23 protein-coding genes and 1 tRNA gene are annotated in these 22,293 nt (G+C 71.1%); 13 read left to right on the forward strand and 11 right to left on the reverse strand.

The genetic code is table 11. The features are described from left to right. Positions 1-8: 8 nt before the first annotated feature. The 3 genes from ACZ592_RS12405 to ACZ592_RS12415 all read right to left on the reverse strand — a co-directional run bounded on the left by ACZ592_RS12405 (position 9) and on the right by ACZ592_RS12415 (position 2,946). Positions 9-866: a GNAT family N-acetyltransferase gene (locus tag ACZ592_RS12405; RefSeq protein WP_471581483.1), complete on the reverse strand. Its 858-nt coding sequence runs from the start codon at positions 864-866 to the stop codon at positions 9-11. A 75-nt stretch (positions 867-941) separates the two neighbouring features. After that, on the reverse strand, positions 942-2,213 hold the full coding sequence (locus tag ACZ592_RS12410) for a CynX/NimT family MFS transporter (protein ID WP_471581484.1): 1,272 nt from the start codon (positions 2,211-2,213) through the stop codon (positions 942-944). After that, entirely contained in the window at positions 2,206-2,946 is a 741-nt protein-coding gene (locus ACZ592_RS12415; protein WP_471581485.1) for a FadR/GntR family transcriptional regulator, read from the reverse strand. Before ACZ592_RS12415 ends, ACZ592_RS12410 begins: the two co-directional genes overlap by 8 nt. Positions 2,947-3,119: 173 nt before the next feature. Between ACZ592_RS12415 and ACZ592_RS12420 the strand changes: the two genes are divergently transcribed. Both ACZ592_RS12420 and ACZ592_RS12425 read left to right on the forward strand, forming a co-directional pair. Then, positions 3,120-4,130, forward strand: coding sequence for a LacI family DNA-binding transcriptional regulator (locus ACZ592_RS12420; RefSeq protein WP_471581486.1), 1,011 nt, complete (start codon positions 3,120-3,122; stop codon positions 4,128-4,130). A gap of 268 nt (positions 4,131-4,398) precedes the next feature. Continuing rightward, the gene (locus ACZ592_RS12425) at positions 4,399-5,289 is read left to right on the forward strand and encodes a glycoside hydrolase family 19 protein (RefSeq protein ID WP_471581487.1); all 891 of its coding nucleotides are present in this window, start codon (positions 4,399-4,401) and stop codon (positions 5,287-5,289) included. A gap of 79 nt (positions 5,290-5,368) precedes the next feature. Here ACZ592_RS12425 and ACZ592_RS12430 read toward each other — a convergent pair whose 3' ends face one another. Together ACZ592_RS12430 and ACZ592_RS12435 are read right to left on the reverse strand one after the other, a co-directional pair. Further along, entirely contained in the window at positions 5,369-5,806 is a 438-nt protein-coding gene (locus ACZ592_RS12430) for a nitroreductase/quinone reductase family protein (RefSeq protein WP_471581488.1), read from the reverse strand. A gap of 52 nt (positions 5,807-5,858) precedes the next feature. After that, the gene (locus ACZ592_RS12435) at positions 5,859-6,419 is read right to left on the reverse strand and encodes a TetR/AcrR family transcriptional regulator (protein WP_471581489.1); all 561 of its coding nucleotides are present in this window, start codon (positions 6,417-6,419) and stop codon (positions 5,859-5,861) included. A 225-nt stretch (positions 6,420-6,644) separates the two neighbouring features. Here ACZ592_RS12435 and ACZ592_RS12440 point away from each other — a divergent pair, with 225 nt between their 5' ends. From ACZ592_RS12440 to ACZ592_RS12450, 3 genes are all read left to right on the forward strand, one after another. Continuing rightward, the gene (locus ACZ592_RS12440) at positions 6,645-7,118 is read left to right on the forward strand and encodes a nuclear transport factor 2 family protein (protein WP_471581490.1); all 474 of its coding nucleotides are present in this window, start codon (positions 6,645-6,647) and stop codon (positions 7,116-7,118) included. Between the two features lie 229 nt (positions 7,119-7,347). Then, entirely contained in the window at positions 7,348-7,536 is a 189-nt protein-coding gene (locus ACZ592_RS12445; RefSeq protein WP_471581491.1) for a DUF6479 family protein, read from the forward strand. Between the two features lie 75 nt (positions 7,537-7,611). Beyond that, positions 7,612-9,009: an NADP-dependent succinic semialdehyde dehydrogenase gene (locus tag ACZ592_RS12450; RefSeq protein ID WP_471581492.1), complete on the forward strand. Its 1,398-nt coding sequence runs from the start codon at positions 7,612-7,614 to the stop codon at positions 9,007-9,009. Positions 9,010-9,125: 116 nt separating this feature from the next. Here the strand turns inward: ACZ592_RS12450 and ACZ592_RS12455 are convergent, their stop codons facing one another. Then, complete coding sequence (locus ACZ592_RS12455; protein WP_471581493.1) at positions 9,126-9,353, reverse strand: DUF5133 domain-containing protein; 228 nt, start codon at positions 9,351-9,353, stop codon at positions 9,126-9,128. A 149-nt stretch (positions 9,354-9,502) separates the two neighbouring features. Between ACZ592_RS12455 and ACZ592_RS12460 the strand changes: the two genes are divergently transcribed. After that, positions 9,503-10,024 (forward strand): DUF6328 family protein, encoded by a 522-nt coding sequence (locus tag ACZ592_RS12460; protein ID WP_471581494.1) that lies wholly within the window; start codon positions 9,503-9,505, stop codon positions 10,022-10,024. Positions 10,025-10,126: 102 nt separating this feature from the next. Here the strand turns inward: ACZ592_RS12460 and ACZ592_RS12465 are convergent, their stop codons facing one another. Together ACZ592_RS12465 and ACZ592_RS12470 are read right to left on the reverse strand one after the other, a co-directional pair. Continuing rightward, the gene (locus ACZ592_RS12465) at positions 10,127-10,546 is read right to left on the reverse strand and encodes a hypothetical protein (RefSeq protein WP_471581495.1); all 420 of its coding nucleotides are present in this window, start codon (positions 10,544-10,546) and stop codon (positions 10,127-10,129) included. Between the two features lie 97 nt (positions 10,547-10,643). Beyond that, a complete protein-coding gene (locus tag ACZ592_RS12470) occupies positions 10,644-11,609 on the reverse strand; it encodes an LLM class F420-dependent oxidoreductase (RefSeq protein ID WP_471581496.1) in 966 nt (321 codons plus the stop codon). Positions 11,610-11,733: 124 nt separating this feature from the next. On the opposite strand from ACZ592_RS12470, the gene ACZ592_RS12475 reads away from it, so the two are divergent. The 3 genes from ACZ592_RS12475 (at position 11,734) to ACZ592_RS12485 (ending at position 15,492) form a co-directional block, all read left to right on the forward strand. Beyond that, on the forward strand, positions 11,734-12,870 hold the full coding sequence (locus ACZ592_RS12475) for a glutamate--cysteine ligase 2 (protein WP_471581497.1): 1,137 nt from the start codon (positions 11,734-11,736) through the stop codon (positions 12,868-12,870). A gap of 315 nt (positions 12,871-13,185) precedes the next feature. Then, the gene (locus tag ACZ592_RS12480; RefSeq protein WP_471581498.1) at positions 13,186-14,709 is read left to right on the forward strand and encodes a glycosyl hydrolase family 18 protein; all 1,524 of its coding nucleotides are present in this window, start codon (positions 13,186-13,188) and stop codon (positions 14,707-14,709) included. A gap of 537 nt (positions 14,710-15,246) precedes the next feature. Further along, positions 15,247-15,492 carry a helix-turn-helix domain-containing protein gene (locus ACZ592_RS12485; protein ID WP_471581499.1) on the forward strand — a complete coding sequence of 82 codons (246 nt, stop codon included), beginning with the start codon at positions 15,247-15,249 and terminating at the stop codon, positions 15,490-15,492. Here the strand turns inward: ACZ592_RS12485 and ACZ592_RS12490 are convergent. Continuing rightward, a complete protein-coding gene (locus tag ACZ592_RS12490; RefSeq protein ID WP_471581500.1) occupies positions 15,456-16,376 on the reverse strand; it encodes an NAD-dependent epimerase/dehydratase family protein in 921 nt (306 codons plus the stop codon). The two genes, ACZ592_RS12485 and ACZ592_RS12490, sit on opposite strands and share 37 nt — an antisense overlap. 399 nt (positions 16,377-16,775) lie before the next feature. Here ACZ592_RS12490 and ACZ592_RS12495 point away from each other — a divergent pair, with 399 nt between their 5' ends. Then, on the forward strand, positions 16,776-17,354 hold the full coding sequence (locus ACZ592_RS12495; RefSeq protein ID WP_471581501.1) for a TetR/AcrR family transcriptional regulator: 579 nt from the start codon (positions 16,776-16,778) through the stop codon (positions 17,352-17,354). Positions 17,355-17,687: 333 nt separating this feature from the next. Then, complete coding sequence (locus ACZ592_RS12500) at positions 17,688-18,398, forward strand: type 1 glutamine amidotransferase domain-containing protein (RefSeq protein WP_471581502.1); 711 nt, start codon at positions 17,688-17,690, stop codon at positions 18,396-18,398. A gap of 121 nt (positions 18,399-18,519) precedes the next feature. On the opposite strand, the gene ACZ592_RS12505 is transcribed toward ACZ592_RS12500, so the two are convergent. Further along, positions 18,520-18,593: transfer RNA gene (locus ACZ592_RS12505), tRNA-Pro, on the reverse strand. Between the two features lie 108 nt (positions 18,594-18,701). On the opposite strand from ACZ592_RS12505, the gene ACZ592_RS12510 reads away from it, so the two are divergent. Next, positions 18,702-19,241: a DUF309 domain-containing protein gene (locus ACZ592_RS12510; protein WP_471581503.1), complete on the forward strand. Its 540-nt coding sequence runs from the start codon at positions 18,702-18,704 to the stop codon at positions 19,239-19,241. Between the two features lie 119 nt (positions 19,242-19,360). Continuing rightward, positions 19,361-21,442, forward strand: coding sequence for an MDR family MFS transporter (locus ACZ592_RS12515; RefSeq protein ID WP_471581504.1), 2,082 nt, complete (start codon positions 19,361-19,363; stop codon positions 21,440-21,442). Between the two features lie 54 nt (positions 21,443-21,496). On the opposite strand, the gene ACZ592_RS12520 is transcribed toward ACZ592_RS12515, so the two are convergent. Beyond that, positions 21,497-22,288 carry a sulfite exporter TauE/SafE family protein gene (locus ACZ592_RS12520; protein ID WP_471581505.1) on the reverse strand — a complete coding sequence of 264 codons (792 nt, stop codon included), beginning with the start codon at positions 22,286-22,288 and terminating at the stop codon, positions 21,497-21,499. Positions 22,289-22,293 lie beyond the last annotated feature (5 nt).

Below are 22,293 nucleotides of genomic sequence, written 5' to 3' on the forward strand. Positions count from 1 at the left end.
GGCCGGGCCTAGCCGAGTTCGAGCGAGGTGACGCCGAAGACCCGGTGCCCGGCGTAGTCCCTGATGGGTCCCGTGTACATGCGGGCCGTGTCGAACGTGGGCTTCATGCCGCGTGCCTCGGCGAGCGCCACGGCCTCCTGGTTCGTCTCGGGGACGTCCATCGCGATGGGCGCCCCGTCCGCCTCGGCGGCCAGCGCGTCCAGGAGCGCCTCGGCGTCGGCGCGGGTGTCGGCGAAGAGCGGGCCGATGCGCCGGGCGTCGCGGCCCGGCCTGATCACGCCGTACCCGGTGAGCCTGCCGTCGACGATGCGGGCGAGGGCGCGGTGGCCCGGTGCGGCGAGCCAGGACTCCAGAAAGCGCGGCCGGTCGGCGGGCAGGCACGCGCTGTCGTACGCCATGAGGGCGCGCAGGCCCGCGGCCTCGACGGGGCGCACGTGCCGGTCGGGCACGTCGATCACCGGCAGCGGGCCGATGTAGCGCAGGGTTCCGTGCCGCCACGCGAAGCCGGAGCGGCGGTAGTTGCCCTGCTGGGCGGGAACGCCGTCCAGGCCGACGATGCGGCCCTCGGCGTGCGCGAGTCCCGCCTGCCAGGTGGCGAGGCCGAGGCCCTGGCCGCGCCGGTCGGGGCGGACGAGGTAGAAGCCCAGGAAGGCGTAGGCGTCCCCGTAGGTGACCACGGAGATCGCGGAGACCGGCTCTCCGTCGACGCGCCCCATGAAGAACCCGTCGGGGTCCTGCGCGAAGAACGAGGGGGCGTCACCGAGGCCGGGGTTCCAGCCCTCGTCCGCCGCCCACCCCGTCACCACTCGCCAGTCGTCGAGCGTCGCCCGTGAGATCTCGAGCCGCCCGGGGGCCGAATCCGTCATCGATGATGCACCCTTCTCGATCCGACACGGTGCGCCGTGAAGAACCGCACCGGGTGCATCCTGCCCGAGGCGATGTCAGCCGATGCCCGCCACGTGCCGCTCCCGCGCGGCACCGAGTCCGGCCACGACCTGGGGCACCAGCAGGACGAGCAGGAGTACGAGCGGCACCGTCCAGCTGTGCGAGACGTCGTGGACGGCGCCCAGGAGGGTGGGCCCGGTGGCGGCGAGGATGTAGCCGAAGCACTGGGACATGCTGGACAGCTGCGCCGCGTGCCGGGCGTCGGGGGCCCGCTGCACGATGAACAGCAGCGCCAGGCTGATGGCCGCGCCCTGCCCGAGGCCGAGCAGCGTCATCCACACGTAGGCACCGCCGACCGGCGCGGCGAGCAGCCCGGCGAAGCCGAGGGCGCAGAGCACGGCGCCGAGCGCGGCCAGCGTGCCCGACCGCAGCCTGCGGCCGACGATCACCGGGGCGAGGAAGGATCCCGCGATGCCGAGCAGCGAGGAGAAGGAGAGCATCCAGCCCGCGTCGCCGGCGCCCGTCCCCGCGTCCTGGAAGACGGTGGGCAGCCAGGCGGCGGCCGCGTAGTAGTTCAGGGACTGCAGGCCCATGTACGCGGTGACCTGCCAGGCCAGCGGGGAGCGCCACAGTCCGCGTACGGGATGGGCGGCCTGCCGCGCGGCCGCGGCGCTCACCCGCGTGCGCGAGCGGGTCTGCGGCAGCCAGACGAGCAGCGCGACGACCGCGAGGGCGCCCCAACAGGCCAGCGTGGTGCGCCAGTTCATGCCGCTGGCCTGCTGCACGGGCAGGGTGACGCCGGCCGCGAGCGCCGCGCCGCCGAACAGCGACATCGAGTACAGGCCGGTCATCAGTCCGGCCCTCGCGGGGAAGTCCCGCTTGATGAGACCGGGCAGCAGGACGTTGGCGACGGCTATGCCCGCGCCGATGACGACGGTGCCCGCGAACAGCGCGACGACCGAGTCGAGCAGGCGCAGGGCCGTGCCCGCGCAGATCAGCACCATGGTGCCGAGCAGCGAACGCTCCATGCCGAAGCGGCGGCCGAGCCGGGGCGCGACGGGCGCGAGCAGGCCGAAGCAGAGCAGCGGGAGCGCGGTGAGCAGGCTGGTGGCGGCGGCCGACATGCCGCTGTCGTCGCGGATGGTGTCGGCGAGCGGGGAGACGGCGACGAGGGCGGGGCGCAGGTTCAGGGCGAGGAGTACGACGCCGAGGGCGAGGTACAGCGCGCGGCGGCCGGTGGTCGAGGGGGTGGTCGGCACCGGGTTCGCCGGTGCCGTCGCGGTAGTGTCGTGCGGGGCCTCGGCGGCGGCCGGTGCTGCCTCACTCATGTGCTGCTCCTGAAGCGTGGTGGTGCGTGTCGGGGCCGTCCAGCGGCTGCTCGCGCAGCGCGGCCATGCCCTCGGTGAGATGGGCGAGCACCGCGGCCTCGGCGGCCTCGGCGTCGCGGGCGGCGATGGCGTCGACGATCGCCGCATGCCCTTCGAGCTGGTGGCGGACGGAGTCCGGTACGGGGGCGCCGATGACGGACTGCACGGTGCTGCGCAGGGCGTCGCTGAGGTGTCCGTACAGCTCGGCGAGGACGCTGTTGTGCGCCGCGTCGGCGACCGTGCGGTGGAAGGCCATGTCGGCGTCGACGAAGGCGGCCGTGTTCCCGCTCTCCCAGGCCAGGTTGCGCTCGGCGAGCGCGGCCCGCAGCGTCGCGAGGTCCTCCTCCGTGCGGCGCTCGGCGGCGTAGCGCGCGGCGTCCCGCTCCAGGGAGGCACGGACCTCGTACGCCTCGAGGACTCCCGCCCTGCGCAGCCTGCGCTGCACGGCCGCGCCGAAGTCGCTGCTGGCCCGCACGTAGGTGCCGTCGCCCTGGCGGGGCTCCAGCATGCCGGTGTGCACCAGGGCGCGGACGGCCTCCCGCACGGTGTTGCGGCCCACGGCGAGCTGCTCCACGAGCAGCGGTTCGGCCGGGATCTTCTCACCGACCCGCCACTCCCCGTCGGCGATGAGGCTCTCCATCTGGGCGATGACGAGGTCGACGAGGTTGGTCCGGGCGGCACTGTGCAACGGCATCGGTCGGCACCCTCTTCTCTCGGGGGCGCCCTCCCGAGCGCCATACATGGGAACATCCCATGTATCGTCAAGCATGGGAACATCCCATGTTTCCGACTGTCAAACGATCAAGGAACGACAGGGATTCGACGACAGCGCAAACCATTCGCAAGAGTTGCCCTAATCTTGCGCTCATGACGCGACGACTTGCTCAGGTGGCACAGAAGGTCGGGGTCAGCGAGGCCACGGTCAGCCGGGTACTCAACAACAAACCCGGCGTCTCCGAAGCGACCCGCCAGTCCGTGCTCTCCGCCCTCGACGTGCTGGGGTACGAACGCCCGACACAATTGCGCGGCGAACGGGCCCGCCTGGTCGGCCTGGTCCTGCCCGAACTGCAGAACCCGATCTTCCCCGCCTTCGCCGAGGTCATCGGCGGAGCCCTCGCCCAGCAGGGCCTGACACCCGTCCTGTGCACCCAGACCAAGGGCGGCGTCTCCGAGGCCGACTACGTGGAGCTGCTGCTCCAACAGCAGGTCTCCGGCGTGGTGTTCGCCGGTGGCCTGTACGCGCAGGCGGACGCGGAGCACGAGCACTACAAGCTCCTGGCCGCGCGCAAGATCCCGGTGGTGCTCATCAACGCGACCATCGGACGGCTCGGCTTCCCCGCCGTGTCCTGCGACGACGCGGTCGCGGCCGAACAGGCCTGGCGCCACCTCTCCTCGCTCGGCCACCGCCGCATCGGCCTGGTGCTCGGCCCCGCCGACCACATGCCCTCGCAGCGCAAGCTCACGGCCGCCCGCGCCCTGGTGGAACAGTCCGGCGGCACACTGCCCGACGCCCACGTGGCGCGGGCGATGTTCTCCCTCGAAGGCGGCCAGGCCGCGGCCGCCCGGCTGCTCGACGAGGGCGTCACCGGCATCGTCTGCGCCAGCGACCCGCTCGCCCTCGGCGCGGTGCGGGCCGCGCGCCGCCGCGGCCTCGCCGTCCCGTCCGCCGTGTCGGTGGTCGGCTACGACGACTCGGCGTTCATGAACTGCACCGCGCCACCACTGACCACCGTGCGCCAGCCGATCGAGGCCATGGGCCGGGCCACCGTCGAGCTGCTCACGCTGCAGATCGCGGGCGGCGCGGTACCCGCCGATGAGCTGCTGTTCGAGCCGGAGCTGGTGGTACGCGGCTCGACGGGCCAGGCCCCGCGGGACTGACCACCCCCCGCCCCCCCCAGCACTCGCTCCAGCCACCCCGCCGGCACGGCTACCGGATGTCGCCGTATTGCACTCCACGCGCGACATATTGCGGACTGCGAGGCGGTTGGGTGCACCCCGGACACCCGTCCACATGGTGGACGATTGCAGGTTTTACTCGCCGAACTTGGTCTAGACCTTGACAGGTTCAGACCACTTTCGCTTGAGTCGCGACACCCCCATGGCGACGCGGCCCCCTCGAACCGCGCCGCCTTTAAGGAGAGTTGGCATGATCAGACGCGTCACCAGCTTCGCCGCCGCGCTCGCCGCCCTCGGGGCGATGATCGTCCTCGGCCCGGCGGCCACCTCGGCGTCCGCCGCCGAGTGCGCCGCGCCGTGGAACTCCTCGTCCGTCTACACGGGCGGCAAGGCCGCCTCGTACAACGGCCACAACTGGACCGCCAAGTGGTGGACCCAGAACGAGACCCCGGGCCGCTCCGACGTCTGGGCGGACCAGGGCACCTGCGGCGGCGGCACGGACCCCGGCAACCCCGACCCGTCCGGCTTCGTCGTCAGCGAGACGCAGTTCAACCAGATGTTCCCGAGCCGGAACTCGTTCTACACGTACAAGGGCCTGACCGACGCCCTCAAGTCCTACCCGGCCTTCGCGAACACCGGCAGCGACACCGTCAAGCGCCAGGAGGCGGCGGCGTTCCTCGCCAACGTCAGCCACGAGACCGGTGGTCTGGTGCACGTCGTCGAGCAGAACCAGGCCAACTACCCGCACTACTGCGACAAGACCCAGCCCTACGGCTGCCCGGCAGGACAGGCCGCCTACTACGGCCGCGGCCCGATCCAACTGAGCTGGAACTTCAACTACAAGGCCGCGGGCGACGCGCTCGGCATCGACCTGCTCAACAACCCGTACCTGGTCGAGCAGAACCCGGCCATCGCCTGGCAGACCGGCCTCTGGTACTGGAACACCCAGAACGGCCCCGGCACCATGACCCCGCACAACGCCATGGTCAACGGCGCCGGCTTCGGTGAGACCATCCGCGCCATCAACGGCACCCTGGAGTGCAACGGCGGCAACCCCGCCCAGGTCCAGAGCCGCATCGACCGCTACAAGTCGTTCACCCAGATCCTGGGCACCACCCCGGGCTCGAACCTGAGCTGTTGACGCCTCGGCCGCGCGGCCTTCCCCGCGCGGCCCGCCCCGCCGGGCGGACCCCCACCACGGGTCCGCCCGGCCCTTCGTCTCACGCCGGAGGCACGAGGCGGAACACCGGATGCCGCACCGCCTCCGCGGCGAACTCCTCGTCGGACGACGCACCGGTGACGTCGAAGTAGGCCCGGGTGACGGGCACTTCGCGCCAGTACTGACGGAGCACCGGCACACTCTCCGCCGGCCCGAGCTCGACCACCCGCACGGTCTCCGTCCGGCCGCCCCGGCTGAGACCGATCTCCCCGGCGGCCCGCGCGTTGCGCACCCAGTCACTCACCCCGTAGACGGCGACGACCCAGCGCTCACCGCCGGCCGACATCACGTCGACCGGGGTGGAGTACACCCGCCCGGACTTCCTGCCGCGCACGCTCAGGTTGTGCCGGTACCCCTTGCCGATCCCGCGCCGGGTCATCGCGTGGAACACCCCGTTGATCATGCGGGTGCCGGAACCCCTGCGGTACGTCTTGGCCATCGCCCCTCCTGGTGTCGCCCGGTCGGAGCCTATGCCGTGCCGCGCCCGCGGCCTACGAAGCGGCCAGCAGGCGGGCGGCGCCGGACCGCGCCTGACGCGCGGGTTCGGGCGAGCCGGAGATCGCGGCGGCGGTCATGGCCCCTTCCGCGAGCAGGACCAGTGGTCCGACGACATCCTCGGGAGCCCCCGCCGTCGCGACCAACGCGGCCACGTAGTCATGGAAGGCGCTCTTGTGCGCCCGGACGGTGGCGGCCACCGCGGGGTCGACCGCACCGAGCTCGCCGAAGGAGTTGACGAAGGCGCAGCCCCGGAAGTCCGGCTCGGTGAACCACTCGTACAGCCAGTCGTAGACCGCCAGGACCCGCCCCTCGGCTCCTTCCCCTGCGTCCACACCCTCCACGTAGCCGGCGAGCCGCTCCCGCCAGCGGCGGTCACGGCGCTCCAGGCAGGCGCGGACCAGCTCCGACTTCGAGGGAAAGACCTGGTATAGCCGCTTGAGCGAGACGCCCGACGCGGTGCGGACCTGGTCCATGCCGACGGCCTGGATGCCGCGCTCGTAGAAGAGCGCCTCGGCGGCGTCGAGGAGCCTGCCCTCGGCCTCGGCGTGCTCCATGAGACTCCTGTCCGATGTGTCCGCTGCATCCGCTGCATCCGCTGTTATCCGATGTCAGAGAACGTACGTTCTCTGACTCTACTACACCCCGCCCCGGGCCCCACCCCGCACCGTTGCGCGAGAACGACCGTTCTCCTATGGTGGCGACGAGCAGTCACGAGAACGCCCGTTCTCCGTGCTGCGTCCACCCGCACCTCCCCCGAACAACCCACCCCGGAGCGCCTCATGACGGCCACCGCCCGCCCACCCGTCCCGCCCTTCACCCGGGAGACCGCGACCGAGAAGGTCCGCCTGGCCGAGGACGGCTGGAACAGTCGTGAGCCGGAAAAGGTCGCCCTCGCCTACAGCGAGGACTCCCGCTGGCGCAATCGCGCGGAGTTCGTCACCGGGCGCGAGGCCATCATCGGCTTCCTGTCCCGCAAGTGGACCCGCGAGCTCGACTACCGGCTCATCAAGGAGCTCTGGGCCCACGACGGCGACCGCATCTCGGTGCGCTTCGCCTACGAATGGCACGACGACTCCGGCCACTGGTACCGCTCGTACGGCAACGAGAACTGGGAGTTCGACGAGAGCGGCCTGATGCGCGCCCGCCACGCCTGCATCAACGACCTCCCCATCCGGGAGTCCGACCGCCTCTACCACTGGCCGCTCGGCCGCCGCCCCGACGACCACCCCGGCCTCGCCGACCTCGGCCTCTGAACGGCAGGGAGCCGCAGGAGCTCCGAAGCCGCCACCGGAACGGAGGTGTTTCCTCCGCGCCCACGGGGCACCCGGTCGGCGACAGCGGCCGGGCCACCGGACGGACGACTGCCACAGGTGAGCGCGGGCAGCTCCCCGCATGCCCCCTCGGGCAGGTCGGCCTACGGTGGACATCCCGGGGACACCATGCGCGGAGCACACCGCTCCGCGCCCGAACCGGAGGCTTCACATGGTCCTTGCCGCAAGCGGAACCTCGTCACTGCTGCTGATCGTCGGCGTGGTGATCGTCGTCGTGCTCCTGTTCCTCTTCTGGTTCGGGCGGCGACAGGTCGCCCGACGCCCGCCCCCGCCTCAGGAACCTCAGCCCCGCGCGGGCTCCTGGGAGGACCCCGACCACCACCCTCCCGAGTCCCGCTAGGCACCGGAACCCAAGCCTCAGGCACCAGGCACCCCCAGCAGGCACCAGGCACCAGGCACCCCGAGGAGGATGCGCATGCCCATCGCCACGGTCGATCCGGCCACCGGTGAGACCCTCGAAACGTTCGAGCCGCTCCCGGCCGCCGAGATCGAGCGACGCCTCGCGACGGCCCAGGCCGCGCACGCCCGCTACCGCACCAGCGGCTTCGCCGAGCGTGCCCGGCTCCTCAACCGCGCCGCCGACCTCCTGGAAGAGGACACCGCGGACATCGCCCGCACCATGACGACGGAGATGGGCAAGCCCGTGAAGGCGGCCAGGGCCGAGGCCGCGAAGTGCGTCAAGGCCATGCGCTGGTACGCGGAGCGCGCCGAGGGACTGCTCGCCGACGAGCACCCCGACGCCGACGACGTGGCCGACTCGGGCGCCTCACGGGCCGTGGTCCGCTACCGCCCGCTCGGCGTCGTGCTGGCCGTGATGCCGTGGAACTTCCCGCTGTGGCAGGTCGTGCGGTTCGCCGCCCCCGCCCTGATGGCGGGCAACGTCGCTCTCCTGAAGCACGCGTCGAACGTCCCCCGGACGGCCCGCTACCTCCAGGACCTCTTCGACCGCGCGGGCTTCCCGGAGGGCTGCTTCCAGACGCTGCTGATCGGCTCCGACGCCGTCGAGGACGTTCTGCGCGACCGGCGGGTGGCCGCGGCGACCCTCACCGGCAGCGAGCCGGCGGGGCGTTCGGTGGCGTCCGTCGCGGGCGACGAGATCAAGAAGACCGTCCTGGAACTGGGCGGCAGCGACCCCTACCTCGTCCTGCCGAGCGCCGATGTCGAGGCCGCCGCCGACACCGCGGTGACCGCCCGGGTGCAGAACAACGGCCAGTCCTGCATCGCCGCCAAGCGCTTCATCGTGCACGCCGACGTCTACGACGCGTTCCGTGACCGGTTCGTCGCCGGTATGCGGGAGTTGACGGTCGGCGATCCGATGGACGAGGACACCGACGTGGGCCCCCTCTCGACCGAGCAGGGCCGCGCCGACCTCGAAGAGCTCGTCGAGGACGCGCTGGGCCACGGCGCCACCGCCCTCTGCGGCGGGCAGCGGCCCGAGGGGCGGCAACGGGGCTGGTACTACGCGCCGACCGTGCTCGCGGACATCACCCCGAAGATGCGGATCCACCGCGAGGAGGCGTTCGGTCCAGTGGCCACGCTCTACCGCGTCGCGGATCTCGACGAGGCCCTGGCGCTGGCCAACGACACGCCGTTCGGGCTGAGTTCGAACGTGTGGACCCGTGACGAGGCGGACATCGAGCGGTGCGTACGGGACCTCCAGGCGGGCGGCGTCTTCTTCAACGGGATGACCGCCTCGCATCCCGGCCTGCCCTTCGGCGGCGTCAAGCGCTCCGGCTACGGGCGGGAGCTCTCGGGTCACGGCATCCGCGAGTTCTGCAACGCGACGACGGTCTGGCACGGCGCGGCGAAGTAGGCACGAGAAAGCAGCCACGAGCCGGAGAGCCACGACGAGAAGGAAGCACGACGAGGGGCCGGCCCCAGGGCCGGCCCCTCGTCGTCAGAACCCCGGGCTTGACGCCACGAGCACGCTCACACCGAGAGCAGCGAGTCGTCCGTCGTTCTGGCGCCGGGCAGCCGCAGCCCCGCCGCGATGACGGCGGCGTCGACGTCACTGGTGCCGGTGGCCAGGCACAGGCTGTAGGCGACGTCGTCGTACGCCTGGCGGCTCTCGGCACCCCCTTGGTCGGCACGGAGTACGGCCAGCGTCTTGAAGCGTTCGAGCAGGTCTTCCAGTACGACAGGGTGCGCCAGCAGCACGGGGGCCTCCCTCGGGTTCGGTTGCGACGGTCGCTCAGCGTCCCGTCTGCCCGCCCGCGCCGGACCGAATCACTTGAGCGGCGGGTTATCTCCCGACGCCAGGGCCACTTCCATTTGTCGGGCCGATGCTTCGTGGGCAGACTTGTGAGGTGGACACGTCGAGCAGCAGGTCCGACGGCGGGCCCGCGACGGACGCGCGCGACAACGGCCGCCGCGAGACCGGTACCGAGCGCGCCGACCGCCGCTGGAACGAGCTCATCCAGGAAGTCAGGGTGGCCCAGACCGGCGTGCAGATCCTGTTCGGCTTCCTCCTGACGGTCGTCTTCGCGCCGCGGTTCACCGACCTGGGCGACGCCGACCGGACGATCTACGTCGTGACGGTGGTCCTCGGCTCGACGGCGACGGGCGCCCTCATCGCGCCGGTCTCGTTCCACCGCGTCGTCGCGGGACGCAGGCTGAAGCCGCAAGCCGTCGTGTGGGCGTCCCGGCTGACTCTCGTGGGTCTGGTCCTCCTCCTCGGCACCCTGACGTCCGCGCTCCTCCTCGTCCTGCGGGTCGCCACCGACGACACCGTGGTGCCGTGGCTGGTGACCGGCGTCGTCGCCTGGTACCTGCTGTGCTGGTTCGTGCTGCCCGCGTGGGCGCGGCACCGGCACACGACGGCGGACTGATCGGCGCACGGACGGCGAGCCGTCGGGTGTCGGCGTTCTTGCCACAAGGGACGCGATGATCTGACCCGGTGCGGGCACGTTCTGACGTCCCTCGGACGCCCCTCAGGCGTCCAGCGGTGGTGCTCCGTGCTCTGCCCCGGTCAGCCGGAGCTGTACGTCCACCTCCTGATCCCCCGACGCGGTCCCGGCGCTCGACACGACGAAGGCCGATTCGAGGGTCTCGCGCAGACGGGCCACCGCGACCGGACCGCCCTGCAGGTCGGCGGTGACCGAACCCGCGAGCAGGACGCCGGGGACCGTGTCCGGGCTGTGGGCGGCGAGGAAGCCACCGGTCCAGACGGCGGGCCGCGGCTGCCCGGTCTGACGGGGCGCGTCGACCCCTCGGTCGGACGGGAAGTGGGCGCGCAGGACGTCGAAGACGGTGTCCGCGTCGGCCGCCGAGCACTCGCCGAGGACCACGTGCACGAGGTCCGGGGACGGCGGGTGCGGGGCGTGGGCGGGCGGGTCGGATACGTCGTTCACGCTCTCTCCTCTCGGTGGGGCGCGCCTTGGTGGGGCGCACCGCGGTGGGACGTGCCTTTGCGGGACGTGCCTCGGTGGGGTGCCCGTACCCGGCCCTTCACAGCTCACGCAGCGCGGGCAGCAGCTTCTTCTCGGCCCACTCGATGAAGGGACGCTGCTGGTCACCGCCCACCTGGACGAGGGCGATCTCGGTGAAGCCCGCCTCGGCGTACGGGCGCACGGCTTCGACGAAGTCCTCCACGTCGTCGCCGCACGGGATCTGCCGGGCGATGTCCTGCGGGGTGACGTACTGCGTGGCACCGGCAAACGCGGCGGGGCCCGGCAGCTCGGCGTTGACCGGCCAGCCGCCGACGGACCAGCGGAACTGGTCGTGGGCGCGGGCGATCGCCGCGTCCTTGTCCGTGTCGTAGCAGACGGGCAGCTGGCCGACGCGCGGCTTGCCGCGGCCTCCGTGCCGCTCGAAGGACTCGATCAGCCCGGCCTTGGGCTCGGTCGCGATGACCAGGTCGGCGAGGCGTCCCGCCACACCGCAGGACCGCTCGCCGGAGACGGCGATGCCGATGGGCGGCAGCACGTCGGGCAGGTCCCACAGCCGGGCGTTCGCCACGTCGAAGTGGGTACCTTCGTGGTTGACGTTGTCGCCGCCGAAGAGCGCGCGGATGATGCCGACCGCTTCTTCCAGCATGTCGACGCGGACCCGCGCGGAGGGCCAGCCGGCGCCGACGACGTGCTCGTTGAGGTTCTCGCCCGAGCCGAGCCCCAGCCGGAAGCGGCCCTCGGAGAGCAGCTGCATCGTCGCGGCCTTCTGCGCCACCACGGCCGGGTGGTAGCGGGTCGTCGGGCACGTCACGTACGTCATGAGCGGGATCCGCGAGGTGGCCTGCGCCGCCGCCCCGAGGACACTCCACGCGTACGGGGAGTGCCCCTGCGAGTCGAGCCACGGAAAATAGTGGTCGGAGGTGACGGAGAAGTCGAACCCTGCCCGCTCCGCCGCGACGAGGTCGTCGACGAGGGCGCGCGGCCCGGCCTGCTCGGTCATCATCGTGTAGCCGATTTGCACCATAAATGATCGGTTTGCCGAACTGCTCCCGCTGAAACATCCTGCGATCCACCGGGCCCCGGACGGCTGCGGACCCCGGCAGGGGGCATGCGGGAAAGACCGTGACGGACGGAGAGGCGGCTCCCTTTTGCGCACCGTAGGAGTGGAGGAGGAACTTCTCCTCATCGACCGTGAGAGCGGTGAGCCGCGGGCGCTCTCCGCGGCGGTCCTGGCCCGAGCGGCCATGGACACCGCGGAGAACCACGGCACCGCGACGCACGCCGACGACTACCGCGAGCCGGAGGACGAGGTGTTCGAGAAGGAACTCCACGGCCAGCAGCTCGAATTCGCCACCCAGCCCCGGAAGAGCATGGACGACCTCGCGGAGGAGATCGCGCGGTGGCGCTCGGACGCGGCACGGCACGCCGGTGACGTGGGCGCCGCCGTCGCCGCCCTCGCCACCTCTCCCCTGCCCGTCAGCCCCTCGGTCAGCACGGGCCCGCGCTACCAGTGGATGGAGGAGCAGTTCGGCCTGACCACCCAGGAACAGCTGACCTGCGGCTGCCACGTCCATGTCTCGGTCGACTCCCCGGAGGAGGGCGTCGCCGTACTTGACCGCCTGCGGCCCTGGCTGCCCGTCCTGGTCGCCCTGAGCGCCAACTCGCCGTTCTGGCAGGGCAACGACAGCCGCTACAGCAGCTATCGCAGCAGAGTGTGGGGGCGCTGGCCGATGGCGGGGCCCACCGAGATCTTCGGCTCCGCCGCACGGTACGAGGAACAGGTCAGCGACATGGTGGACACCGGCGTGATCCGCGACCGGGGGATGGTCTACTTCGACGCCCGGCTCTCCCACCGCTACCCCACCGTCGAGGTCCGGGTCGCGGACGTCTGCCTGGAGGCCGCGTCGACCGTCCTGGTGGCCGCGCTCGTGCGGGGTCTCGTCGAGACGGCGGCCCGCGAGTGGCGGGCGGGTCTGGCGCCGCCTCAGCCCGGCATCGGCCTGCTGCGACTCGCGGCGTGGCGCGCCGCGCGCTCCGGCCTGGAGGACCGCCTGCTGCACCCCACGACCATGCGGCCCGAGCCGAGCCACGAGGTGCTGCGGGCGCTGCTCGACCACGTGCGGGACGCCCTGGACGACAGCGGCGACCTCGTCCTGGTGCAGCGGACCATGACGGACCTGATCAACCACGGCAACGGCGCGCACTTCCAGCGGGACCTGCTGCGGCGGACGGGCAGCCTGCGCTCGGTCGTCGCGGAGTGCGTGCGCCGCACGCAGGCCGGGTGAGCCGGGGTCTCCGGCCGCTCCCCCGACGGCGCCCCCATGGGCGACGGACCCGCGAGCAGGGTTTTGACTTCGAAAAGTGGTACGAGAACCCGCTTCAACCAGGCCGAACGGGGCCGGAGTTCGGAGCGCCCGCCTGACCAGCACCCCCATGCCGCGCGGCTCCGTACGGCGCCGCCCGAGGCGGGGAGAGCTTCCCTGATTGGTCTAGTCCTTGTTTGGTTCAGACCATTGACATGCATCTGACCACAGGACTATTCCGGATGCATCTCCCGTGCGTCACAGCTGAAGTGACGCCACCTCACCTCTTGGATGGCCATGAGACGTATGCGCTCCCTCCGTGCCACTCTCACTGCGGTGGCCACCGCAGTGGCCGCTCTCGGCCTCACCGCCGTCTCGGGCGCCCCCGCCCAGGCGGCGACCCCGCTCCCCGCCCACGTCTTCGCCCCCTACTTCGAGTCGTGGACGGGTGAGAGCCCCGCCGAGCTCAGCGCCCGGTCCGGGGCCAAACACCTGACGATGGCATTCCTCCAGACGGCGACGAAGGGCTCCTGCACCGCCTACTGGAACGGCGACACCTCGCTGCCCATCGCCCCGGCCTCCTTCGGCGCCGACATCAAGACGATCCAGGGGCGCGGCGGGGACGTCATCCCGTCCTTCGGCGGCTACACGGCGGACACCACAGGAACCGAGATCGCCGACAGCTGCACGGACGTCGACCAGATCGCCGCCGTCTACCAGAAGGTCATCACGACCTACGACATCCCCCGGCTCGACATGGACATCGAGGTCGACGCCCTGGACAACGCGGCGGGCATCGACCGGCGCAACAAGGCGATCAAGAAGGTCCAGGACTGGGCCGCCGCCAACGGGCGCAAGCTGGAGATCTCGTACACCCTGCCGACGACGACCCGCGGCCCGGCGTCCAGCGGTCTCGCGGTGCTCAAGAACGCGGTGGCCAACGGCGCGCGCGTGGACGTCGTCAACCTCATGACGTTCGACTACTACGACAACGCCTCCCACGACATGGCGCAGGACACCAAGACTGCCGCCCAGGGCCTGTACGACCAGCTCGCCAAGCTCTACCCCGGCAAGAGCGCGGCCCAGCTCTGGGGCATGATCGGCGTCACCGAGATGCCCGGCGTCGACGACTTCGGACCGGCCGAGACGTTCACGCTCGCCAATGCCAGAGAGGTGTACGACTGGGCGAACTCCAAGGGGATCAACATGATCTCCATCTGGGCGCTCCAGCGCGACAACGGCGGCTGCCCCGGCGGCGCCGCCGCGGACAACTGCTCCGGCATCGAGCAGAACACCTGGGACTTCTCCCGCATCTTCGCGCCGTTCACCAGCGGCGGCACCGCGCCGAGCGACGACTTCTCGCTGACGACGGCCCCGGAGTCCGGGACGGTCAAGGCCGGTTCCTCCGCCACCGCCACCGTGCGGACCTCGGTGACCGCGGGCAGTGCGCAGACCGTGAAGCTCACCGTCAGCGGCGCGCCCGCCGGCGTCACCGCTTCCCTCAGCCCCGCCTCGGTGACGGCCGGCGGAACCTCGACGCTCACCGTCGCCACGACCTCGGCGGCCGTCAACGGCACGTACAAGCTGGTGGTCAGCGGCGCGAGCCCGGCCGCCGCGCACTCGGCGACGTACTCCCTGACCATCACCGGCGGCAGCGGCAACCAGTGCACGGCGGCGCCCTGGTCCTCGGGCACGGTCTACACGGGCAGCCAGCAGGTGTCGCACAAGGGCCACACCTGGAAGGCCAAGTGGTGGACGACCGGCGAAGAGCCCGGGACCACCGGCGAGTGGGGCGTCTGGCAGGACCTCGGCGCCTGCTGAGCCTCCCCGCCGTCACCGACCATGACCGAAGGGCCGTATCGGATTTCTCCGATACGGCCCTTCGGTCCACGACTCTTCCAAGTCGGGACGACAGGATGTGAATCTGCGCCCCTTGACTCCCAGGCCAGGACGCAGAATGTGCGTCCCCGCGCGCGCTGCTCAGGTGCGCGCGCACCGTGGGGTCCCCAACTGGCCCCCGAGGCAATGACGCACACCAGAGGGATCAGCCCCTCGGGGAGGATCCCCGTCCCAGTTGACCTGTGATGGCGTGGAGCCGGGCCGACAAGCTCCGTGAGGCCCGCGTCGAGGTGACGGCCGTCCGCGCGGGGTCGTGGGTGAGGTCGGGCCGCTGGAGTTCGAAGACTGCCAGGTATCGGCGATGCATGGCCTTCGGGACATCTTCCGTGCCGCCGGCGAGTACGCCGTGGAGTCGGCCGGCCCTCCGAGCGTGCTCCGGGTCAGCACCTGGGCGGTGTCCGCCATCGACGACGGGCCGGTCATGGTGTGCACCTCGGGCACTCATTCGGTCCCAGCGTCATGCCGCAAACGGCGCGCATCGCGAAGGCACGTGAGTCGCTTGAGCCGACCGACGAGCCAGTCGCCCAGATCTCCCGCAGCGTCGGCCATCTGCGCATGTCGAACTTCCGTCGGCTCTTCCAGCGCGCCACGGGCGTTACGCCGCCGGAGTACCGGAGCCGCTTCGGCATCGCGGCACGAGCCGGCCGGCAGGAGGAGCTGTCGACGGGTCAGCCGGCGAGGATCCGCTCCACTCCCTCCCGATAACTCGTGACCTTGAATTCGGGAAAGCGGGCCGCGAACTTCGAGCTGTCGAAGATGTTGTCGTCCCGGTAGCGGACGAGCAGCTCGAACATCTCGTCGAGCGGCTTGACGAAGCGGCGCCCGAGGCCAAAGGCGAGCATCGGCAGCACCGTGTAACCGATCTTTCGACCGGTGACCTCGCCGGCGATCTCGATGAGCTGGGCGTAGGACCGCCGGTCCGGGTCGACGGGCAGGTGCCACGTCTGGCCGTAGGCATCCGGCGTGTTGCCGAGCAGGGCGAGAGCGCGGCTCGCGTCGGGGGTCCAGATCAGGGAACGCTCGGCATGGGCGTCGACCGGGACGAACGGCCGCTTGTTCGCCTTGATCCGGTCGAACACCAACGAGTTCGTGTAGCTCTTCGTCCGGCCGGGACCGTAGAACTCGGGCGCCCGTCCGATCAGCGCTTCGACCCGTCCGGCCCGCACGGCCTCCAGCAGCATGGTGGCGAGCTCTGCGCGGACCCGTCCCTTGCGTCCGCCCGGCGCGAATGCCGTCGACTCCGTCTGGGGCGCCGACGATCCCGGATACATGTAGGTGTTGTCGAAGAAGACGAGCTTCGTGCCGTGTTCGGCGCAGGCGTCGATGACGTTGCGCATCATGACGGGGAACTCTCGCTCCCACAGCTCCGAGTCCAGGGGCAGGCCGACGGTGAGGTAGGCGATGTCGCTGCCCGCGACGGCACGGCTGGTGGCGTCGGCGTCGGTGAGGTCTGCGGCCACCAGTTCATCGGTCTCATTCACCCTCGACGGCTTGCGGCTGACGAGGCGAATGCCCTTGGTGTGGTTGCGGTGGAGCTCGTTCACGAGCTCGTCGGCGATCGGTCCGCCGGCACCGAGAACGGTCTGCATGGGGTCTCCTTGAGGTGGATGGTGCGGGTGGCGACGGCAGCCCGGCTGCGAGCGGCGTCGTGCCACCACGGATGCGATCGACCACTGCGGCCGGGGTGCGGACCCAGCCGATGCGGTCGCAGGCCGAGCCTTCGGGCACCTGGTCGCTGGTGTGGTGCCACCGTGTCACCGAGGTGGACGAGAAGAGGCGATGAGCGAGGTGTCGTCGACTGCCCCGACCGGCGACAACGTGCGTCGCCCAGGCCGTGATGACGAGGGCCGGTGTGGTGATCGGCTGATCGACCGCGCCCGCCGGCCAGCGGGCGAGCACCGTGCGGGGCCCATTCCCACAGGCCTCGGCACCTTCGGACGTACACTATGTTTACAGCGCTAACACAGCATAGAAGGGCGAAGTAAGCAATGTCAACATCAGAGAAGAGCGGCTACCACCACGGCGACCTGCGAGCGGCGCTGCTGTCGACCGCGATGGAGATGCTGGAGGAGGGCGGCGAGCCCTTCTCGCTGCGCGCCGTCGCACGCCGGGCCGGCGTGTCGCCGACCGCGCCGTACCGCCACTTCAAGGACCGCGACGCTCTGGAGTCCGCGCTGGCCGTCGAGGGTTTCCGGGACCTGCTGGCCGACCTGGGTGGCGGGCGCGACCTGCCCGCATCGCTCCCGGACCTGGCCGAGTTCGCCGTCACCTACGTCGCCTTCGCGCTCCGGCGCCCGGCCCTGTTCCGCGTGATGTTCGGCAAGCCGTGCGACGACGTCGACGACGGACGGGTCAAGGCCGCGGACGCCCTGCACGAGCTGCTGGCCGACGCGCTCGCTCGCGTCTCCCCCGAAGCCGACGCATCGGCTCTGGCCACGGCCGGCTGGGGGCTCGCCCACGGGTTGGCCTGCCTCCATCTCGACGGCAAGCTGCAGGCCGCGTCGGACCAGGAGATCGCCGACCGGGTGCGCAGCGCCTTCCTTGCCATCACAGCGGTCGGCCCCTGACGCGTGCCGCCCGTCGCGCGCCCCGCACCCTCCGTTGTTGACGGCGCCCACATCCCGTGTGATCCTCGGTGTTAGCGGCGCTCACATTGGAGGACGGTCCATGATACCGACCGGCAAGCCGACCACTCACGTACACCGAAGCCCAGACCGTCGCCCACCAGCACCCCCCAAGGCTTCACCCCGCCCGGCGGGATCGAGCACGGGCAGTGGGCGCGGATCCTGACCCGGGCATTCAAGACGCTGCGCGCCCTGGGCATCCGCTGACAGTCCACCGGCTCCGGATACGACGGCCCGTCACCTCGCCGTCCCGGTCCGCATGAAGGAAGATCAGCCATGACCAAGCGCGTCCTCAACGTCGTCACGAACGTCGGCCACTACGACGACCCTTCCCACACCACTGGCCTGTGGCTCTCCGAGCTCACGCATGCCTGGCACGTCTTCGAGGAGCACGGCTACGAGCAGACGCTCGTCAGCCCAGCCGGCGGCGCGGTGCCTCTCGAGCCGCGTGCGCTGAAGTTCCCGAATTACGACAAGACCGCCAAGGCGTGGCGCGCCGACCCCGGGAAGACGGCGCTGCTCGAGAACACGGCGAGCCCGGACCGGATCGACGCATCCGAGTACGATGCGATCTACTTCACCGGCGGTCACGCGGTGATGTACGACTTCCCCGACAGCGAGGGCCTGCAGCGCATCACCCGCGAGATCTACGAGCGCGGTGGCGTCGTCTCCTCGGTCTGCCATGGCTACTGCGGCCTGCTCAACACCCGGCTCTCCGACGACTCCTATCTCATCGCCGGCCGCAGGATCACGGGATTCGCCTGGACCGAGGAGGTCCTCGCCCGCGTCGACAAGCTGGTCCCCTACAACGCCGAGGAGCAGGCCAAAGAGCGCGGCGCGCTCTACGAAAAGGCGACACTGCCGTTCGTCTCCTACGTCGTGACCGACGGCAACCTCGTCACCGGTCAGAACCCGGGCTCGGCCAAGGCCACGGCGAAGCAGGTCGTCGAAGCCGTCGAGGGCAGCGCGTCGAAGAGGCGAGGCTGAGTCGAGACGCAGCGCTACCTGCACCAGGCCAAGGAACGTCGGCCCCCAAGTGGTCCGCGAAAACGATCGAGGGCCGGTTTCGGATTGCTCCAAAACCGGCCCTGACCTCGACTCTCTCAAGTCGGGACGACAGGATTTGAACCTGCGACCCCTTGACCCCCAGTCAAGTGCGCTACCAAGCTGCGCCACGTCCCGATGTGTTCGGCGCGGTGTTCCCGCGTGATCACAGGTAGAACTCTACCCCACTGCGGAGGGTGCTCCGTTCAACGGTGACCGCCGTCAGACAGGCGCGACAATCGGCTTATGAGCACTGCACCCGGACCGTACGACAGTGGCCGTGAGCGCGATCGCGACGAGGAGGGGCGGGCCCGCAATCAGCGGCCCCGCGACGGCCTCGGGCGGCCGCTCCCCTATGGCACCGACGGGGTGCCCCGGCAGCCGGAGGGGGTCGTGCGCGCGCCCGAGGAGTCCGTCGCCGAGGCGCAGGAGCTGCTCGATGCGGGGCGCCCCTTCCACGCCCACGAGGTCTTCGAGGACGCGTGGAAGTCGGGGCCCGAGGCCGAGCGGGGCCTGTGGAAGGGGCTGGCGCAGCTCGCCGTCGGGCTCACGCACTCGGCCCGCGGCAACACCACGGGAGGCGCGCGACTGCTGCTGCGCGGGGCCGGTGCCGTATCCGCCTGGAGCGCGCAGACCGGGCAGGTCAGGCCCTACGGGATCGGAGTCGCCGAACTGGTCGACTGGGCGGAGGCATTGGCTGAGCTCCTCGGGCGCGAGGGCGCCGCGGTGGACGCGGCGGCCCACGCGCCGCGGTTGCGCGGCGGAACGCCGGGCCGGACGGGCTAGCCCCGGGCGCGGCAGGCCGCCGCCGCGGGCGACGCCCGTTCCTTCACCGTCACCGTCTCCGTCACCGAACCGGCCTCGCCCCGCATGCACGGGCCCGGCCCCGGTGTGAGGGTGGCCGTGTGACCACCACCGACCAGCCGGCCCCGCCGGCCTTCGCCGAGCCGCAGGCGCCGCCCGTCCTCGACCGGCGGCGCCGCAACGTCGTCTTCGTGACGATCATGCTGGGCATGCTGCTCGCGGCACTCGACCAGACCATCGTCGGCACCGCGCTGCCGACGATCGTGTCGGATCTGGGCGGGGCGGAGCACATGTCGTGGGTCGTCACGTCCTACCTGCTCGCGGAGACCGTCGCCACGGTCCTCGTCGGCAAGTTCGGTGACCTGTTCGGGCGAAAGGTCGTCTTCCAGGTCTCGGCGGTCATCTTCATCACCGGCTCCTTCCTGTGCGGCCTGTCGACGAACATGACGCTGCTCATCTCCTGGCGGGCGATGCAGGGCATCGGCGCGGGCGGCCTGATGGTCACGTCCATGGCGTTGATCGCCGATGTCATCCCGCTGCGCGAGCGCGGCAAGTACCAGGGGGCGATCGGCGCCGTCTTCGGGGTGTCCACCGTGATCGGGCCGCTGCTCGGCGGGCTCTTCACGGACCATCTGACCTGGCGCTGGGCGTTCTACGTCAACGTGCCCATCGCGATCGTCGTGGTCCTCGCGGCCGCCCGCACGATCCCCGTCGTCAAGTCGGCGGTGCGGCCCGTCATCGACTACCTCGGCATCGCGCTCGTCGCGGTCGGGGCGAGCGCGCTGATCCTGGCGACGAGTTGGGGCGGCAACCAGTACGCGTGGGGATCGCCGACCATCATCGGCCTGTTCGCCGGTGGTCTGGTCGCACTCGCGCTGTTCTGCGTCGTCGAGACGCGGGCCGCCGAACCGATGCTGCCGATGCGGCTGTTCGCCAATCCGGTCTTCACGGTCTGCTCGATCCTCAGCTTCATCGTGGGCTTCGCGATGCTCGGCGCGATGACGTTCCTGCCCACCTACCTGCAGTACGTCGACGGGGACTCGGCGACGATCTCGGGCGTGCGGACGCTGCCCATGGTGATCGGGCTGCTCATCGCGTCCATCTTCAGCGGCAACGTGGTCAGCAAGACCGGCACGTACCGCATCTTCCCGATCGTCGGCGCGCTGGTGATGGCGCTCGGGCTCTATCTGCTGTCGCTGATGGGGAGCGAGACGAGCACGTGGCTGGAGTCGCTGTACATGTTCGTGCTCGGCACCGGCATCGGCCTGTGCATGCAGGTCCTGACGATCGCCGTGCAGAACACCGTCGCGTACGCGGATCTGGGCACCGCCACGTCCGGCGTCACCTTCTTCCGCACGCTGGGCAGCTCGTTCGGCACGGCCGTGTTCGGCACCATCTACGCCAACACGCTCACGCCGAACCTCAAGGACGGCGTCGCGGCGGCGGCACGGGCCGGCGGGGATCCCGCCACGGTCGGCAAGGCGGCACAGAGCCCGGAGGGGCTGCACGACCTGCCCGCGGGCGTCGCCGCGCCGATCGTCAAGGCGTACGCGGATTCGCTGCACACCGTCTTCCTGTGGACCGTCCCGGTCGCGCTCCTGGGCTTCCTGGTGGCGCTCTTCCTCAAGCAGGTCGAGTTGCGCGACAGCGCCCGGATGGGCGCTCCGGACATGGGTGAGGGCTTCGCCCAGCCGAGCAGCGGCGACTCCGGGCACCTCCTGGAGCGGGGCGTCGCCCACATCATCCGCAATGTCGGCATGACCACCGCGCGCGGCATCATCCGGGACTCGGACACCCGTCTCGACATCGCGGGCGCCTGGGCGGTCATGCAGGTCTCGCTGTTCACCCGGATGGTGGGCCATGCGAGCCTGGGTCTGATCGCGGCCCGGCGCAGGATTCCGCCGGAGGTCCTGGTGCCCGTCTTCGACCGCATGGTCGACGAGGGCTACCTGACCCGCACGGGCTCGTACTTCTCGCACACGCCGGCCGGGGAGCGCGAGGCGGAGGTCATCTCCAAGGCGTGGGGGGCCTGGCTGGGCCAGGAGGTCGAGAAGGACCTCGGCCGTGCGCCGGACAAGGAGCTCGCGGCGGCGGTCGACTCGATCGCCAAGCGGCTCTTGGTGGAGGACCTGGAGCACGGGCTCTCCCCCGAGACGGTGGGCGCCTCGGTCACCCCGCGCTGAGCACCGCCTGCGCACTGCCTGAACCCTGTCTGAGCGCTGCCGGGCGTCTGCTCGTCAGCGCAGCAGCAGTTGCAGGCCGCCGAGCACGGTGGCAGCGATGACGAGCCGCTCGAAGAGTCGCTGGTTGATGCGGTGCACCGTGTACTTGCCGAGGATCGCACCCGGTACCACGAAGAGCACCAGGGCCGCGTCCAGGAGCAGCGAGCGGGCGTCGATCAGTCCGAGGCCCACACTGAACGGCACCTTGGAGGTGTTGACGATCAGGAAGAACCACGCGGACGTCCCCAGGAAGCCCAGCTTCCGGAAGCCCGCGGAGAGCAGGTACATCGACATCACCGGTCCGCCCGCGTTGGCGACCATGGTGGTGAAGCCGCCGAGGACGCCGTAGGAGGGTGCCTTGAGGCGGCTGCCCGGCCTGCCGTTCGCGCCGATCTCGGCGTCCTCGCGCTCCTCCCCGCCCCCCGCCGGCGCCGCGCGCGCCGCTCTGCGGCGGGCGATCGTGACGCCCGCCATGAGCAGCAGGATCGCCCCGATGGACGTCCGTACGACGGCGTCGTCGGCCCACATCAGGAAGGCCGTGCCGATGACCACTCCCCCGGCGACTGCGGGGAACAGCCGCCACAGGGTGGGCCAGTGGGCGTGCCTGCGGTAGGTGAGCACGGCCAGGACGTCGCCCGCGATCAGGACGGGGAGCAGGACGCCGGTGGAGGCGCGGGCGGGCAGCACGGCGGCGAAGACCGCGAGGCTGATGGTGTTGGCCCCGCTGACGGCGGTCTTCGAGAAGCCGACCAGCAGGGCCGCCGCGGCCAGCGCGACGAACTGCCAGGCCGAGAGGTCCCACCCCATCGGAC

The organism is Streptomyces sp. NPDC040622 (assembly GCF_055593965.1).